Genomic DNA, 17181 nt, shown 5'->3' on the forward strand with positions numbered 1-17181 from the left:
GATCCTCAATGTCGGGGAGAGCTGGACCTACACCGGCACCTACACGCTGCTGCAGTCCGACCTCGACAACAATGGCGGCGGCGATGGCGACATCGACAACACCGCGACGGTCTCGTCCAACGAGCTGGAAGACGAGAGCGACTCCGCCGCGCAGCCCATTCTCTACAATCCCGGTATAGCCATCCAAAAATACACCGTGCTTTATACGAACGATGGCTTTATCGAATCCGAGTACGGTGGATTGTCCGGGATCAAACCTGGCGACGAAATCCAGTGGAAGTATTACATCACCAACACTGGCAACGTGACCCTCGAAAACGTTGTTCTCGTTGACGACGCCGGTACGCCGGGCGATACGGGCGACGATTTCTTGACACCTCTGTCTTCCGGACTGTCTATTTACAAGGTCTTCGAAGGCGTCGACACAGACGGTGACGGTTACGCCGAAGAAGACTCAAACAAAAATGGCATGATGGACGAGGGTGAACACTGGCTTACGCCGGCCGACGATGTTCTCGATGTCGGCGAAACTTGGGTGCTGTTGTCAGACGCCGATGGTAGCGATGGTGACAACGACAGAACGATTGTTCCGTCATCACCATTGGTTTATGAAAACATCGGAACGGTTACGGCTGATCCGAAAGGAACCACCGGCAGCGAAGTTACCGATTCCGATGCATCCGGCTATGCTATTCTGGACTCCGGTTATCTCACCGACTCCAGTTTCTGCGTGTTCGACCGTGATGGCACGACCGAACAACGTGAATTCGACGTCATGTTCACACCGGACGTCCATGGTGGCTACACCAATAACTCCACACAGCCGGGTCAGTATTTCTACAATGTGATCGATGATTTCGACAATCTCTTCGGGGAAGGTTCTGGATACGGCGACGAACCATTTGTCCTGACCATGCACATTCCGGACTACTTCAAAATGCAGGTGTCGCCGTTCCACGAATCCCAAGTGCACGTATACGAGTTTTTGGGCGTCGGCGAAGGTGACAATGGCGAAATGTGCCTGCTCTTTGACGAAGAAGACGAACTGACTGGGTTCAAAGTACAATTCGTCTACTACAACGATCACGATCTTTTGGCAGATGGTATCAATCCCTTGGATCCGGATGGCGACGGTGTCCTTTGGACTGAAGGTTCATTTGAACACGTAATCGTCGATACCGATCCGGGCACTGAAAACTTCGGGACCTTCGACGTCAACATCATCTTTGATGAAGAATTCCTGGCGCTGAATGGGCCAATCGAAGGAAACTTCGTCGCCAATGTGCACCTGGAATGGGAACCTGAGGACGATTTCGACGGTGCGCAGTTGTTCAATAACGATGCCACTGGCGGAGAAGATGCTGTCAACGGGCCGGCAGTTGGCGCGATCACGGATGGCGCAAACGTTCTTGGCTCCAACGAAGTACCGGACCTGATGGAACACGAGTTTTACGCGACCACAGGCGTGGACGGAACTGATATTATCGCAACGAGTGAAGACTCGGTTGTCAACGACAATTACTTCAAGAAGTACCAAGCTAAGGGTATTGGTGGATTTGTCTGGGACGATGGCGCCGATGGCATAACACCTGACGGCACCGAGAACGGCGGCTATGAATGGGGAGAGGGCGTAGAAGGTGCGGTCGTAGAGGTCTACAAGTCGGGAAACCTGGTGTGGGCTGGATACACTGACGAGGACGGATGGTACAAAACGGACCAGAACGAGTGGTATGATGCCTTTGTCCATAAGGGAAAACAGTCGGATTACCAGGTACTCATCTACTCTGGCGAAGATCTCGATGCGAACGGCAATCTCATTGGCAACGACTCGACATTGGCTTACACATATGGGGATGATGACGGTTTCGAAAACGCCAAACTCGGTCGAGGTGAAAAGTTCCTTTGGGTTAGCCTCGAAATCGGAGATTCCGATGATTCAGACGTCTGGACCTGATGATTTATTGAACTAGACCGTCTTCTGGAAAGCGACGGGCGCAATCGGGGTCTGTAGGCTCCCGTGTGGAAGCTATACTAGTATCGTGGCATAATTGGCGCCGTGGACGAAAAATTCCCTGCGGCAACAAGCTTCAGATGTTTTCAGTAGTAACAAGTCGATACGATAACCAGTGACATGAAAATCAATCGTTTCGAACAGATAATGCGTTCTGTGCGTGGGCAATTACCTGCCCTGTTCGTGTTCAGCTTTTTCTCAAACATCCTTTTGTTATCTACCCCGGTCTATATGCTGCAGATTTTTGACCGGGTGCTGCCCAGTGGATCGCTGGACACTCTGATCTGGCTAAGCCTTATGATAATCGTCGCCGTCATCGTCTACGCATTGATGGAGCAGGTGCGCAAAAAGCTTCTGACGCGAGTCGGCGATTGGCTCGAGGCGGAGTTGTCCCCGGTCGTTATAAACCGCGCAATGCAAGCGAGACTTCGAGAAAGTCACACACAGGCAAATCTCGATGACGTGTCAGACATCCGCAGTTTTATAGGTGGAGAGGCCATTCTGGCGTTCCTCGATGCACCGTGGACTCCGGTCTTTGTCGCAGTCATCTGGCTTCTGCATCCGTTACTGGGAACGATCGCAGTTGCCGGAGCGTTGCTGCTCTTCTCGGTCGCCCTACTTAACGACTGGGCCACGCGGGGCAAGCACGACTGGGTGATCCGCTCACAAAGAGCATCTGCAGCGGCGGCTAGCGATTATGTCTCTAACGCCGAAACGATTTTACCGATGGGTATGGCGGGTGGATTAATCACTGGTTGGATGAATCAAAGACAACACGTTCGTTCCGAAAGCGTTGCGCTGGCCGATACCAACGCCCGATTGTTCAACCTGTCTCGGGCGCTGAGACTTATGCTGCAGGTGGCGGTCTTGGGCACGGGCGCTGCGCTTGTACAATTTGCAGAACTGACCCCAGGCGGAATGATTGCCGCGTCAATTATTCTTTCGCGCGCCCTAAATCCCATTGAACGCTCTATTACGGCTTGGCGGAGTTTCATTTCATATCGCAAGGCGAGGGCGCGTCTGGCAGCGATGTTTCGTCAGATACCGGACGCAATTCAAGCCCTCGAGTTACCGCGGCCCAGAGGAGCTCTTGTGGTCGAGGCAGCGGGATTCATGCCAAAAGGTATTTCGGCGCCAGTGTTGCGAAGGGTGGATTTCAAGCTAGCTCCTGGTGAGGCCTGTGGATTGATCGGCCCTTCCGGGGCGGGCAAGTCAACCCTCTGCAAATTGTTGGTTGGTGCTTACAGACCGGATTTTGGAACAGTACGTCTTGATGGAGCGGACATTTCTGGCTGGGATCCAGAACAAATGGGACCGCAGATCGGATACCTACCTCAGGAAGTGGAGCTGTTCCCGGGAACAGTCGCCGAAAATATCGCTCGGATGCGAGGAGCCAAAGACGCCGAGATTGTCGAGGCCGCTCAATTGATCGGTGCGCACGAAATGATCCTCGGAATGCCAGACGGATACGAATCCCAGGTTGGATTGCACGGCTCCAACCTCTCGGGAGGCCAACGCCAACGTGTCGGACTGGCGCGCGCCGTTTTTGGAGATCCGGCCTTCCTGGTTCTTGATGAACCGAATTCCAACTTGGATGGTGACGGTGAGTTGGCTCTGTTTCGCGCGCTTACCAAATTGAAAGAGGCGAGCTGCACAATCGTGATCGTCGCCCACCAGCCCAATCTTCTTCGGGTGGCCGACAAGGTACTTGTTTTGCGCGATGGCCTGGTTTCCAAGTTTGGGCCAAGAGATGAAGTACTGAAATCACTACTAAAAACATCGAATGGCAAGCAGGCATCTCCCTCTTCTCAGACAGGAGAAAGCAAAAGCGCCCTTGGGCAGGTTCCAAGGGGGTAAGCGTCATGAATTGGGAGGATCTTGGTCTGAACAGTTGGAGCCTCGGCAATATCGACTGGAGTCGTCTGCATCCTAGGAATATCGACTTTTCAGGAATTTCTACAGAAACATTTCCAAACGGCCAGGGGGCGTGGACCCTCAGCGAACAGGGTCGTAGTTTCATTGCGATCTTTGTCGCATTGTTGTTGTTTCTCGCTCTGTGGCGGATTATCCGGCGTCGACGTCGAGGGGCGTCTGAAAAGGCGCTGTCTAGTGCAACACGGCGCACGAGGACGGCGGGTTACATCATTATTCTGATATTCTTTGGTGGCTTTGGCACTTGGTCTGCCGTCGCCACGCTTCAAAGCGCAGCTCTGGCGCCGGGTGTTATCAGCCCGGACGGATCCCGGAAAACGGTTCAACATCTTGAAGGTGGGATCATTCGGCAAATTCACGTCCGCGAAGGCGATACCGTGGCAGCAGGATCTCCGCTGGTTACGCTTCAGAACACCAGTGCCTTGGCAAGATATGAGGAACTTCAAGAACGGCTGGTGTATTTATTGGCGGTGGAAGCTCGACTAGAAGCAGAACAGCTTGGTTCTGATAACATCGTGTTTTCTGATGAGTTGCTGTTCTTTCCTAGCGAAGCCGCCGATGCGGCCCGAAAAGGACAAGAGGCTCTTTTCAAGAATGCACTCGAAGTTCAGCTTGCAAGAGAACGTATTCTTCAACAAAGGATTGCGCAACTAGAGGAAGAAATAATAGGGCTTGAGGACGTGATCACTGCACAAAATGAGCAACTTGATCTGATTGGCTCGGAAATTTCCACGGCCGAAGAGTTGATGGCGAAAGGCCTCCAGCGGATGCCGCAACTCCTAGCCCTTCAAAGAGAAGCTGCCCAAATCCGCGGTCTAAAAGCATCCAACCGCGCATCAATCGCCCGAAATCGACAAAAGATCTCAGAAACTGAACTTCAGTTGCTCGCCACACGACAGCAGGTCAAGGAACAAGCCGCCAGCCTGATCGCCGAAGTTCGCGCCGAATTGGCGACGATCCGAACACAACTTCCTGAACGAAGGGATGCTTTGGAAAGAACTCTTGTATCAGCCCCCATTTCTGGTCGAGTCATGAATGTTCAGGTCACGACGGAAATTGGCGGAGTTGTTCGTCCGGGCGAGCCAATCTTGGAGCTGGTGCCTGATAATGCGGCTTTGATAGTTGATGTGCGTGTCCGACCACAGGACGTTGACGCAGTTGTACCCGGAATGCGAGCGCGCGTGGTTCTGACGGCGTTCAACCAAAGGTTTCTCCCGCAAGTTCATGGGCAGGTCCGGTCGATTTCTGCTGACCGGCTCACGGATGACAGAACTGGAGAACCGTATTTCTTGGCAAAAGTTGAAGTCGATCAGTCTGAAATCGAAGCAATTGGTCAAGAAATCGAATTGATTGCCGGAATGCCTGCTGAAGTGATGATTCTAACGGGAGAGCAGACTCTATTTGACCTAATGGCGCGTCCGATTACGGAAAGCTTGCGCAGAAGTTTCCGCGACAATGGATGAATGAGGCGAACGGCCTTGGAGGCAATATCGAATGAATTCAAGTGGAAAGGCGACTAATATGGACAAACAACTTCTCATTTATGAGAACGCAGTCCCTGTATCCAAACTTAGACATGAAAATTTTAGCGTGGATATTGGGGAAGATTTTTCTTTTGCGAAGGAAATCAATGCCGTCCCAGCTATGACCGCGGAATTTTCTCACTTGGCGAGAGAATTTCCAATCGGTTTCGCTAAGTCGGGATCGATTTTTGTGCCGGTTGCGCTTCTAGGATTGAGAGATGAGGAAAACCTGTATGTCGCAGAAGATGGCCTTTGGGATGGTAGATACATTCCTGCGTTTCTGAGACGGTACCCATTCGTTTTCTCGAAGAAACCAAACGAAGATGCCTATGTACTTTGCATAGATGAAGCGTTTGGCGGAGTGAATTCGGATGATCGTGGGCAACGTCTCTTTGAAAAGAATGGTGAAGAAACAAATTATCTCAAGGACATGCTCAGTTTCGTAACCAAATATCAGCGAGAAGTACGGAGGACCGAGACTTTTTGTAAAACTTTGTCTGATTTGGGTGTTTTTTCGGCTGTACAGGTAAATTTTGAAGTTGGGAAAGGTAAGAACGCGACAACAGGCGGAATATTCTCTGTTGACCGCGAGAAGCTTCAGTCACTTAGCAAAGACACAGTAAAAATACTCTTAGAGTCTGGTGACCTAGAATTGGCGCATGCTCAAATGTTGTCCCTTGGAAACGTGGACTCGCTCGTTGCGCGCATGAAGGCCTGGACCATGGCCTCGCGGAGTCCATGAAGGTCGAACCGGACGATTTCGAAATAAACACGTTCATGCGAACCCGCGCGGCGGTCTTGTCAGAAGAACTTCGCTTGAGCGGGGCAGGGCGGTTGCATAGATTTTGCCCATGACCAAACCTGCCTCATTCAAGTACTTTAAGACCAGTCCCGAGATCATCCGTCTTGCGGTGATGCTGTATATTCGGTTTCCGCTTTCACTTCGGAATGTCGAAGATCTACTGCATGAGCGAGGCATCGACGTGAGCCACGAAACCGTCCGATACTGGTGGAACAGGTTCGGCCCAATGTTTGCTTCTGAGATTAGACGCAAACGGGTCCAGCAACTTCGTGCATTCTCGAAATGGAAGTGGCATGTCGACGAGGTTTTTGTGAAGGTAAATGGCAAGCGACACTATCTGTGGCGAGCTGTTGATCACGAAGGCGAGGTGCTGGAAGCCGTTGTCACGAAGCGCAGAAACAAAGCTGCAGCACTGAAATTCCTCAAGAAATTGATGAAGCGGCACGGAAAAGCGGAAAACGTCGTCACAGATCGCTTTGCATCCTACAAAGCTGCGCTCAGAGAAATGGGTGCACTGGAAAAACAACAGACGGGCAGGTGGCTCAACAACCGCGTTGAGAATTCGCACCTGCCGTTCCGACGAAGAGAACGCGCCATGCAGCGTTTCAGGCGTATGCGAAGTTTGCAGAAATTCGCCTCCGTCCATTCCTCTGTCTATAACCACTTCAACCAGGAAAGATCGCTCGCCAGCCGAGACACCTTCAAGCTGACACGATCCGCCGCTCTTGCCGAGTGGCGCGAACTTGGCGCGGGATAAAGGACAGCCTCACTGGCCTACCAGAGACGAGTTCGAATTCGTCTGACAGCACCCATCTGAGAATTCGATCCACCGGACGCGGCAAATCAATGTTTGCGTGATTGAAGAGAGCGGTAGCGTTCAGGATCACCTCGAACAGGAGCACGGCGACAGCGGGCGGCCCCAAGGCTGCTACGACCGCCAGCTTGATCCCCATCGAGATGAGGATTTCTACCGGATGGAATCGCAAGCCAGTGGTCGCGTCAAAATCGAGGTCGGCGTGATGCATCCGGTGCAGCCGCCAAAGCCCCGGTACCGCATGGAACATCACATGCTGAAGGTAGATTGCGAGATCGAGAAGCAGCATCGAGACCAAGATTGCAACCCAAACCGACGCCTCGATGTTGTTGAAGAGCCCCCATCCGCGATCCTCGGCCATGGCTGCGAGACCAACCGCGAGGATTGGAAAGGTCAGCCGTAGGATGGCAGTGTCGAGCACTACGAGCGCAAGGTTGTTTGTCCAACGGACAACGCGCGGAATATCCCGTCTTCGCCGGGGTGCGGCCACTTCCCAAAGTGCCATCGCCGCCAGGACGGACAGGAAGGCAATAAGGCGGATAGTTGGTTCAGCAGCAAGGATTGTGTCGGACATGAACATCCACTATTCGGGTTTCCGTCGCGATAGAATTGCAAGCTGTTCCAGGCGACGACCGCTCCAATGTAACGCAGACATGCAAGCGATACCATCTGAGGGCGGATTGGTCCGCATTGCGGTCGCTCGCGGCATTTCAGCGAATGACCGCACCGAGCCCAATGCGGTCAATAATTTGAACAAAAATCTCACAACTCAAAAGCGACGACGGAGCCTCCAGTGCCCTTCAAACTGAAAGGGCCAGCCGGACGCAGGTCAAAATCAATCTGGTGGGCAGTCCCCTAAGAAATCAATATCTGATCATCTTTTGCTTCTTCACATAGGCGCGTAGCTAAATTCGACGCAGGTCCAATCGTCGAATAATCGCGACGAACCTGAAAACCGATTTGGCCTAATGTTGCTGTTCCCGTACCAATTGCGAATCTCTTAACGAGTTTGGCAGTCCGAAGGGTGATATTGCCGTATAAAACATCTTGGTTTGTTAGAGTTTCTAGGCAGGTCTATTAGGATGCAGCCGGCAACGGTTCCTTCTTAGCGTGCTGTTCGCGCAGCACGTTCTTTTGAACCTTCCCCATAGTGTTTCGTGGTAATTCCGTGACGAGTTCGTAGCGACGCGGATGTTTGAAGCGCGAGAGCCTTTCCCTGATGGTTGCCGCAATCTGATCCGTGTCAAGTTTTACGCCTGGCTCAGCAACCAGAGTGGCGATGATCTTTTCCCCTAAGTCGTTGTCGGGGATCCCGAAAACCGCCGATTCCAGAACGCCATCGATGTCGTTTAAGACGTCTTCGATTTCTTTGGGGTAGACGTTGTAACCACCGGTAATGATAAGGTCCTTTGACCGGCCCACAATCGACAGGTAGCCATCCTCGCTGTATTGACCCAAATCACCGGTCATGAAAAAGCCGTTTTCACGTAGTTCCGCCGCCGTTTTCTCGGGCATCTGCCAATAGCCTTTGAATACATTGGGCCCACGTACTTCGATCATTCCTACGTCGCCCAGTGGCAATGGGTCTCCGGTTTCAGGGTTGGTCACAATCACTTCGGTGCCAGGCAGAGCCATGCCGACGGTTCCCGCGCGGCGTTCACCTCCATAGGGGTTCGAGGTGTTCATATTCGTTTCGGTCATGCCGTAGCGCTCTAGGATGCGGTGGCCTGTACGCATTTCAAACGCCAGATGGGTTTCTGCCAGCAATGGGGCTGAACCAGAAATGAACAGGCGCATGCCTCGTGTGATCTGTTTGGTGAAACCGTCATCTGCCAGTAATCTGGTGTAGAAAGTTGGGACCCCCATCAGAAGGGTCGACTTGGGCAATTCCTCCACGATAGCGCTTGCGTCGAACTTTTCCATCAGCCGAACTTTGGCACCGGCGAGCAGCGACGTATTCATCGCTACGAAAAGTCCGTGCGTGTGAAAGATCGGCAGCGCGTGAATCAAACGGTCGGTGTTGGTGATACCCCACAATTCCACGAGAGTTTGGGCATTAGACAAAAGATTCTGATGGCTCAGCATTGCGCCCTTGGAGCGACCCGTGGTTCCCGACGTATAAAGCAAAGCTGCAAGGTCATCCGGGGCGCGACCCACGGTTTCAAACTCACAGGGCTGTGCGTCAGCCTCGCGGCTCAGGCTCGAAGTATCGCGGCCGAGGGTCAGCAGCTTTGCGCCAAAGCGAGTCGCCAGTTTACCGATCTCAATTTCGTTGGTGCTGTCGCAAACGATCATGGAAGGTTGAGCATCGGCGATGAAATATTTCAATTCTGCCAACGTGTAGGCATTATTAAGCGGCAGGTAGACAGCGCCTGCCTGAACCGCAGCAGCGTATAGCGCGATTGTATCAGCCAACTTTGGGGCCTGCACAAGGATGCGGTCTCCTGGAGAAACTCCGCTGTTCTTCAAAACATGCGCGATCTGCGCGGCACGGTTCAGAAACGCGTCATATGACACCAACTGACCGTCATCGAGTTGAAGAAACGGAGCCTTGTTTCCCGCGTGGTTGGCAAACAAGCTGTCGTAGAGAGTGTTAGTCACGCTGTATTTTCCTTTAGTCTGACCGCAAGTGCTGCGGTTGAAGCCGCGCGCACGGAACGCGAGGTTTCGATGGAGGCGTGAGTCGCAAATTCTTCGTGGTGACGTTCTGTCTTGTTCAAATCGTAGAGGTAATTTACCATTGCGCCCCCGGATTGGGATCGTCCGTTCTGCGACAGATCGGCCTCGGCGTGCAGTTCATGAAGCTCGGCCCCATTACCCAGGTGAAAGCGAGCCACGGGATCCAGCGGCATCCCATCTTCGCGCTTGGCGAATAACAGGTATCGGGCGGCCATCGCCCGCACGTCCTTCGGAGGGGCTGTTCCCGCAAGTACGGCTTCAGCGGCATGGCCATGCTCGGGGTGCCCTGTTTCGCCAGCCAACCACCGGATCATCCCCGGTATCGGAGACAAGGTCACGAATGTGTCGAGGCCCGGAAGCTCGCGCGAGAGTTCCGTCACAACCTGTTTGATCAGCAGGTTTCCAAAGCTGATACCCGATAGACCCCGTTGGCAGTTTGAAATGGAGTAGAACGCGGCGACTTTTGCCTGTTCGGGTTCGATCGGTTCTCGAACTTCGGACAAAAGCCCATCAATCGCGTTCGGAATCTCAGCCGTCAAAGCAACTTCGACAAAAATCAGCGGCTCATCCGGCATTGCGGGATGAAAAAACGCGAAACAGCGACGGTCGGGCGGGTAAAGCCTGCGCCGCAAGTCGTCTAGATCGTTAATCTGATGAACCGCCTCATACGCAACGATCTTGTCCAGAACGCGGGCTGGTGTATCCCAACTAATTTGTTTGAGGACAAGAAACCCCCGGTTGAACCAACTTCGCAGCAAATGCACGAAATCTACATCTGTGCGCTTGAGTTCGGGGTTGGATCTGAGAAAACTCAACAGGGCAACGCGCATTGCCACAAGCTCATGCGTCGCGCCAGAAGGTTGATTCAGCCGGCGCAGCAATTCTTGCCGTCGGGGTTCGGCGGCCTCGCTAAGCCTTTTATAAAGATCGACACTTCTATCTTTGGCATAGCTGCGCGCCATTTCAGAAAGCTGATCCGCGTCTAACTCAAGCTGGTCATTCAAATAGGTGAAGAAGTCCAGTTTTTCCGGGTCGTCTAAGGTTTGGTATCGATCTAGGATCGTGGATGCGAGTACGAAGCCCGATACTTCACCCTCTGCTGACAAGAGTGCTTCACACAGCTCTGATATGGATCGCTTGTCATCTTTTCCCCGCTTCTTGCCGGGGCGGTCGAACAATTGATCAAGCAGATCGCCCAGAAACCAGTTCCGCTGCATTTCATGACTCCATCTGACTGCTCAGATACTCACCGGTTCGACGGTAGTGATCGAGCAAATGCCGCTTAGCGCCTTCTGCGTCGCGATCCAGTGCCGCGTCTAGAATTTCCTGATGCTCTGCGTTGATATCGCGCTTTTTGTAACTCGACCCACCAGCCGCCAGATAACGATAGCGGATGTTCAGGTCGTAGAGCTGCGAGCAATACCGCAACAGTAAAGGAAGCCTCGCATTGTCCAACAAGGCCATATGAAAAGCCTTGTGTGCGTCTTCAAAGTCGTGTGCCCCTTTTTGGCCCGCCTTTTTCATGTGGTAGTGCCGCAAAACTAGCCTATCTTCCCAGGCTGAGTCTGCATTGGCGATGGACGCGCGCAACGCGGTTTCTTCAAGATTGCATCGCAACAGAAGGATTTCCTCGAAGTTGCATTTGCTTACCGGTGCCGCCCTGAAACCGCGCTGGTCAATTCTTTCCACCAACATGTCCGATGTCAAAAGGCTTAGTGCTTCGCGAACCGGGCTTGCACCGGTGTCCAGCAGCCCGCGGAGCTGCTCGATCTTAAGCTTTTGACCGGGCGGCAGCTCGCCAGTCAGGATCATTGCTCTCAGCCTTCGATACGCACCATGAGTGGCGGATGTCTCTTTGCCCTCGGTATCAAGCATGGCGTCCATGTCTGACTTTCCCTTCTTCGTGGCGCAATCTCATGGGAGCTCTTAGCTAAGAGCGCTCATTCCAGTCGATAGTCCGACTGAGATGTTCAGTGAGCCTTCGTTTATCATCCATCGCCGAAGTACAAAGCTGCGCGCCCCGCTTTTGTGCATCGGGTCATCTTCTGCCAGCTTTCGGGCGGCTTCGAGACAGTCGGCCCTATAGATGATGAGACCCATCCCCTGCATATGCTCACCGGATTCATCTGACATTGGCCCAGCAAAAGCCAACTGCCCGGAACGCTCAAGCTGTGCCTGATATGCCAGATGATCTGGAAGGGATGTCTTTACGTCTTCCGGCGCTTTGGCAGGTGTGCTGTGCGCAACGTAAAGCTCCAAAGCAAGTGCGCCCCGGCCTTTCGCTTCTGATTTGTAGTCTGCCCAAGCAACCATTGGCGTCTCCTCAAAATATCGATATTATTTGACATATGACAAAATAGTCGGCAAAAATCAAGCGAACTGACATGGATGGTGAAAATGAAATACCTAGTGGGAGAGACTTCGGAAGGCACAGCGGTTTTTGTCGTGAGCGGTGAAAACGCTGTGAATTTAACGGCTTTGGATCCCGCCGTCGGTTTCGATTTGATGGGTTTGATAGCCAATCCGGAACTGGCCGATTCACTGGCCGATAAAATCGCCGAAGCAGACAAAGTGGCCGTGTCTTCTATTGTGCCAGCCTTGCCCGTGGCGGCACCTGGCACGATTATTTGCATGGGGTTGAACTACATCGACCACATCAAGGAGGGCGGCTACGATCTACCGGAGTACCCGACACTTTTCATGCGAGGGAAAAACTCAATCATGGCGGCAGGGCAGCCTATGGTGCGGCCAGCCTGTTCCGAGAAACTCGACTACGAAGCCGAGCTTATGTTGATCGTTGGAAAACGTGGCCGCCATATCTCGGAAGCGGACGCGCTGGATTATGTTTTTGGCTACACCGTGTTTAACGATGGGTCGCTGCGGGATTATCAGCGTAAAACAGTTCAATGGACGCCCGGCAAAAACTTCGATGACACGGGTGCGATCGGCCCTTTCACCGTAACGCCTAAAGACTTGCCCGAAGGAGCATCCGGCCTGAAAATCGAAAGCCGTGTGGGGGACGAAATCCTGCAAAGCTCGAACACCGCCAACATGATCTGGGGGGTTCCTCAGGTCATCGCGACAATCTCGGAATATACCACTCTCGAGCCCGGTGATCTGATTGCGTTGGGTACGCCACCAGGTGTTGGTCACGCCAAAAAGCCTAATCCACGTTGGTTGAAGCCGGGTGAAACCGTCGAGGTCGAGATTGAGGGCATCGGCATATGCGCCAGCCCCGTCATCGACGAAAAGGACGCCAAGTCTAAAGTGGCCGTAGCATGAGCGCACCAACCGGGGCAGAATTGGAGGCACTTCGCGCCAAAGCGCAGCAAGATCATCGCGATCTGCGCGAACGTATTCCCCGTTTGTCGGATGATGCGATCGCCCTGATCTTACGCGAGTCAAGGTCCCACTATGCATGGACTGACAAGCCAGTTTCTGACGAATTGCTTGAAGAGATATACGACATCGCGATCAACGGCGCGACCAGCATGAACACGTTGCCTGCCCGCTTTGTTTTCGTGAAAAGCGCCAAGGGCAAAGAGCGGCTTGCCAAGTCGTTGAAGCAGAAGAACGTGCCGAAAATGATGGACGCTCCGGTTACTGCCATCATTGCGTATGACATGGAGTTCTGGAAGGAACTGCCCTTTCTTTTCCCGCACGAAGATCGTCGGCCCCTGTTTGTGGACAATCCCGAATACGTAGCCGACACTGCGTTTCGCAATGGTACTCTGCAAGGTGCCTACTTCATGATCGCAGCCCGGGCCGTCGGGCTGGACGTTGGTGCCATGTCGGGTTTTTCAAACAAGATCGTTGACGAGGAATTCTTCGCGGGCACGACGCTCAGGTCGAACTTTCTTTGCAATCTGGGCTACGCCGATGAAACAGGTTTGTTCCACAAACTTCCGCGATTTCCGTTTGAAAAGGTTTGTTCATATGCATGAGGAGGCGCTGCCGTGGGCATGAAAGTGAAACCCGTCGTGACTTACCGCACGACAGCGCGGTGCCCGACACACGCGCGCACTGAGATACCAATACGCGATCTGGATATGGTTATCGACGAACCAGTCGAGCGGGGCGGGACAAATCTTGGTCCGTCTCCGACTGAAACCGCGATGGCAGCGCTGATCGCCTGCACCAACGTCATCGGGCATAAAAACGCGCGCCGTTTGGGAATTGATCTTGGCACTGTGACAATCGACGCGAAATGCAGGCTGGATCGGCGCGGTGTCCTGATGGAAGAAGAGATTGATGTTCCGTTTCCCGAAATTGAACTCACCGTGAATTGTGAGACGCCGAGCAGTCAGGATGAGCTGACACGTGTGGGCAACGAAACAACCAAGTATTGCGCCATCGCAAAACTGTTCGAAGCGGCAGGCACCGACCTGACCGTCAACTGGGTCAAAGCAAACTAGTGGAAATTGAAAGACCCATCTTTCTGGGAGGAGAGACAATGAAAAACTGGACCAAGCGCAATCTGCTGGGTGTTGCCGTGGCAAGCACTATGGCACTGTCAGTTGCAGCAGAAGAGACCATTTCAGCTGTCGTAATTGATGGTTACCCGGACCGGGCCTTGTGGGTGAAAGAATTCACAAACTTTTTTATTCCCGAAGTGGATAAGCGGTTGGCCGAGTCCGGCAACTACAAGATGAACTGGCAGGAGAACTATGGCGGTTCAATCGTGAAACCCAAAGGTGTTCTGGAAGGCATACAGCTGGGTTTGGGGGACATTGGCATCGTCACAACCATCTTCCATTCATCCAAGCTGCCTAGCCAGGGGATCTCGGGCTCGACACCATTCGTTGCGTCGGATGCCCGCGCAGTGGCCAAGGCAGTTGACGAGATCGCGCGAGAATACCCGGCTATGCAGAATGAGTTCGCTGCGCAAAATCAGGTCTATCTGGCGACGGGCGTTGTGCTCGACACATATCAGATGTTCTGCTCAGAGCCGGTCGAGAAAGTTGCAGACCTTGAAGGACGCAAGATCGCGGGTGCCGGCCTGAACCTGCGATATCTCGAGGGTATCAAGGACGCGGCTGGTGTTCGCGGAGGCCTCACTGATTTCTACAACATGGTTCAAACCGGCCTTGTCGATTGCGTGATGATTTGGCCGGAAGCTTCCAAGACGTTCAAAATCGTAGAAGTAGCCCCTTACATGTTGAAGGCAGACCTTGGCGCGGTGAATACAAAAACAGTCACCGTCAACGCCGATTACTGGGCAAATCTGCCCGACGAGGTCAAAGACGTACTCAAGGCCGTGGCTATCGATTACCGTGACCACGTGGCAGGCATTGCAATGGATCGAGCCGCAGCGTCACGAGATGCCTTTGTAGAAGCTGGCGGATCGATCATTGAAATCTCGGACGAAGACCGCGCTGCGTGGGCAAATTCGATGCCCAATGTTGCGCAGGAATGGGCAGCAACGCTGAATGAGAACGGCGAGCAGGGTACAGATATGCTGGCCGCTTATCTCGGCAAGCTTCAGGATGCCGGTTTCACTGGTGTGCGCGATTGGACGGCCGAATAATCGTTCGGCGACCCGAGAAAGGGGCCAGACATGCTGAAGACCGCAGTTGCCGTCCTGTCGCGGGTCGCCAATTCGCTTGCAATCACTGCCAACGCCTTGGGCACGCTAGTTGTCCTTGCATTGGTGGTCATTCTGAATGTCGACGTCGTTGCGCGCGGGCTGTTTTCGGCTCCGCTTCGAGGCACTTACGAAATGGTGCAGTTTTCGGTCGTGATGATTGTTTTTCTGCAATTGGCCGACGTGGTCAGAGTGGACCGGCTGACACGTTCGGACGGTTTCTTGAACCTGATGCACCACCGCCGCCCCGGCCTGACAGCAAACCTGAGGCGCATCATAAACGCCATCTCGGCGATCTTCATGGCATTGATTGCCTATGTGACCTTCCCTGAATTTCTTCATATGTGGGAGACGCAGGACTACTTCGGAGTTCCGGGTCTTTTCACACTCCCATGGTGGCCGGTCAAATTGGTCATCGCGTGCGGCACTGCGCTTGCCTGCATGATTTTCCTGCTCAAGGTCGTCACGGCGCAGGACCGCCCGCAACTTGTCCGCACCCCTGAACATGATGAGGCTGCAGAATGACGCCGATTGAGATTGGCCTGATCTCGGTCGTCGCCATTGTCTTTCTGATTTACGCAGGCGTATACATTCCGATTGCTCTGGGCGTGGTTTCGTTCGTGTCGATCTGGCTGATGCGGGATAACTTCACGCTTGCGCTCAACCTGCTGAAAGTTGCGGTCGGCGACAGTGCGATGGAATACAGTTTCGCGACCATTCCCCTGTTTACCTTCATGGGGCTCATCGTCTCAAAGGCCGGGTTGGGCAGGGACATCTATGAAGTCATGACAATGCGGTTTCGCAAGGTCAAAGGCGGTATTGGAATGGCAACCGTTGGAGCCAACGCCGTCTTTGCCGCAGTTACAGGGTCGTCAATTGCGTCGGCATCCGTATTCACCAAAGTCTCGGTCCCTCAAATGATGGCGCAGTCTTACAATCCGCGCTTTGCCGTTGGCGTGGTGGCTGGGTCCTCAGTTTTAGGCATGATTATCCCGCCTTCTGCTATGCTGATTATCTATTCCTTCGTCGCTGAACAGTCCGTAGGGGATATGTTTCTGGCGGGGGTTATTCCCGGGATTATGCTAGCAATCGCTTATGTCGGCGCGATTTGGGTCATGGGGCGATTCACGCCGGCGTTCGTTGGAGGGCGGGTCGTCGAGGACACCGAATGGATGTCCGGGCGCGAGGTCGCGTCCAAGACCCTGCCGACAGTGTTCATCATCACCATCGTGCTTGGCGGGATCTACACAGGATGGCTAACGGCGGTTGAGGCAGGTGCAGCCGGGGCGCTGGTTGCGCTGATCATCGCAGTATTGCGCAAGTCCATTTCTCCGAAGGCATTCTGGAACGCGCTCTTAGAGACCGGTCATATCACGGCTGCGATCCTGTTCCTAATCACGGCCGCGTCGATCTATAGCCGGATGCTGGGGCTGGCGGGGCTGCCCAATCAGTTGCAGGACTTGCTTGCGGGGAATTCGGCGTCCTTCTGGGCGATCATGCTGCTTTACGTACTGCTGATGTTGTTTCTGGGAACTTTGCTGGACACGGCATCAATCATTCTGATCGTTGTCCCGCTGTTCCTGCCCATGGCTGAAGCCCTTGATATGTCATTGATCTGGTTTGGCATCGTCACCGTTGTCGGCGCTGAAATCGGGCTTTTGACTCCACCTTTGGGCATATCGTGTTTTGTCATTAAATCCACGATCAACGACGACCGGATATCACTCAAGGACGTGTTCATGGGCGCACTTCCCTTTGCGTTTGTGATGCTGATCGTTCTGTTCATTCTGATCGAATTCCCCATCCTCAGCCTTGCCCTGATTTAAGGAGGCCAAG

General features: G+C 53.4%; 16 protein-coding genes. 11 read left to right on the forward strand and 5 right to left on the reverse strand.

Translation table 11 applies throughout. The features are described 5' to 3' along the window. From AC2FNV_RS17345 to AC2FNV_RS17365, 5 genes are all read left to right on the forward strand, one after another. Positions 1 to 1954, forward strand: a 1954-nt coding sequence (locus AC2FNV_RS17345; RefSeq protein ID WP_496773989.1) for a CLIPPER-2 domain-containing protein, incomplete at its 5' end; no start/stop codon positions are given. A 177-nt stretch (positions 1955 to 2131) separates the two neighbouring features. After that, a complete protein-coding gene (locus AC2FNV_RS17350) occupies positions 2132 to 3868 on the forward strand; it encodes a type I secretion system permease/ATPase (protein ID WP_170608532.1) in 1737 nt (578 codons plus the stop codon). A 5-nt stretch (positions 3869 to 3873) separates the two neighbouring features. Then, complete coding sequence (locus AC2FNV_RS17355; RefSeq protein ID WP_496773991.1) at positions 3874 to 5406, forward strand: HlyD family type I secretion periplasmic adaptor subunit; 1533 nt, start codon at positions 3874 to 3876, stop codon at positions 5404 to 5406. A 58-nt stretch (positions 5407 to 5464) separates the two neighbouring features. Next, positions 5465 to 6208, forward strand: coding sequence for a SapC family protein (locus AC2FNV_RS17360; RefSeq protein WP_170608536.1), 744 nt, complete (start codon positions 5465 to 5467; stop codon positions 6206 to 6208). A 109-nt stretch (positions 6209 to 6317) separates the two neighbouring features. Further along, a complete protein-coding gene (locus AC2FNV_RS17365) occupies positions 6318 to 7025 on the forward strand; it encodes an IS6 family transposase (RefSeq protein WP_170608538.1) in 708 nt (235 codons plus the stop codon). On the opposite strand, the gene AC2FNV_RS17370 is transcribed toward AC2FNV_RS17365, so the two are convergent. From AC2FNV_RS17370 to AC2FNV_RS17390, 5 genes are all read right to left on the reverse strand, one after another. Further along, positions 6970 to 7656, reverse strand: a complete 687-nt coding sequence (locus AC2FNV_RS17370) for a sterol desaturase family protein (protein ID WP_254442642.1) — start codon at positions 7654 to 7656, stop codon at positions 6970 to 6972. The two genes, AC2FNV_RS17365 and AC2FNV_RS17370, sit on opposite strands and share 56 nt — an antisense overlap. Before the next feature lie 503 nt (positions 7657 to 8159). Next, positions 8160 to 9683, reverse strand: a complete 1524-nt coding sequence (locus tag AC2FNV_RS17375) for a malonate--CoA ligase (RefSeq protein ID WP_496773994.1) — start codon at positions 9681 to 9683, stop codon at positions 8160 to 8162. Beyond that, positions 9680 to 10978 (reverse strand): malonyl-CoA decarboxylase, encoded by a 1299-nt coding sequence (locus AC2FNV_RS17380; protein WP_170608541.1) that lies wholly within the window; start codon positions 10976 to 10978, stop codon positions 9680 to 9682. The genes AC2FNV_RS17375 and AC2FNV_RS17380 overlap by 4 nt, the downstream gene beginning before the upstream one ends. Before the next feature lies 1 nt (position 10979). Continuing rightward, positions 10980 to 11645, reverse strand: coding sequence for a GntR family transcriptional regulator (locus AC2FNV_RS17385; RefSeq protein WP_170608543.1), 666 nt, complete (start codon positions 11643 to 11645; stop codon positions 10980 to 10982). Positions 11646 to 11687: 42 nt separating this feature from the next. Beyond that, on the reverse strand, positions 11688 to 12074 hold the full coding sequence (locus tag AC2FNV_RS17390; RefSeq protein ID WP_170477450.1) for a YciI family protein: 387 nt from the start codon (positions 12072 to 12074) through the stop codon (positions 11688 to 11690). Between the two features lie 84 nt (positions 12075 to 12158). Between AC2FNV_RS17390 and AC2FNV_RS17395 the strand changes: the two genes are divergently transcribed. Genes AC2FNV_RS17395 through AC2FNV_RS17420 form a run of 6 tightly spaced genes read left to right on the forward strand, consistent with a single transcriptional unit; the run spans position 12159 to position 17171 of the window. Further along, the gene (locus tag AC2FNV_RS17395) at positions 12159 to 13043 is read left to right on the forward strand and encodes a fumarylacetoacetate hydrolase family protein (protein ID WP_170608544.1); all 885 of its coding nucleotides are present in this window, start codon (positions 12159 to 12161) and stop codon (positions 13041 to 13043) included. Beyond that, positions 13040 to 13705 carry a malonic semialdehyde reductase gene (locus AC2FNV_RS17400; RefSeq protein WP_170608546.1) on the forward strand — a complete coding sequence of 222 codons (666 nt, stop codon included), beginning with the start codon at positions 13040 to 13042 and terminating at the stop codon, positions 13703 to 13705. The genes AC2FNV_RS17395 and AC2FNV_RS17400 overlap by 4 nt, the downstream gene beginning before the upstream one ends. An 18-nt stretch (positions 13706 to 13723) precedes the next feature. Continuing rightward, a complete protein-coding gene (locus AC2FNV_RS17405) occupies positions 13724 to 14176 on the forward strand; it encodes an OsmC family protein (RefSeq protein WP_170608548.1) in 453 nt (150 codons plus the stop codon). Positions 14177 to 14214: 38 nt separating this feature from the next. Further along, positions 14215 to 15288: a C4-dicarboxylate TRAP transporter substrate-binding protein gene (locus AC2FNV_RS17410; protein WP_170608549.1), complete on the forward strand. Its 1074-nt coding sequence runs from the start codon at positions 14215 to 14217 to the stop codon at positions 15286 to 15288. A gap of 30 nt (positions 15289 to 15318) precedes the next feature. Continuing rightward, positions 15319 to 15870, forward strand: coding sequence for a TRAP transporter small permease subunit (locus AC2FNV_RS17415; RefSeq protein ID WP_170477436.1), 552 nt, complete (start codon positions 15319 to 15321; stop codon positions 15868 to 15870). Then, positions 15867 to 17171: a TRAP transporter large permease gene (locus tag AC2FNV_RS17420; protein ID WP_170608551.1), complete on the forward strand. Its 1305-nt coding sequence runs from the start codon at positions 15867 to 15869 to the stop codon at positions 17169 to 17171. Before AC2FNV_RS17415 ends, AC2FNV_RS17420 begins: the two co-directional genes overlap by 4 nt. Positions 17172 to 17181 lie beyond the last annotated feature (10 nt).

It is taken from the genome of Ruegeria sp. BHSA163, from assembly GCF_059613365.1.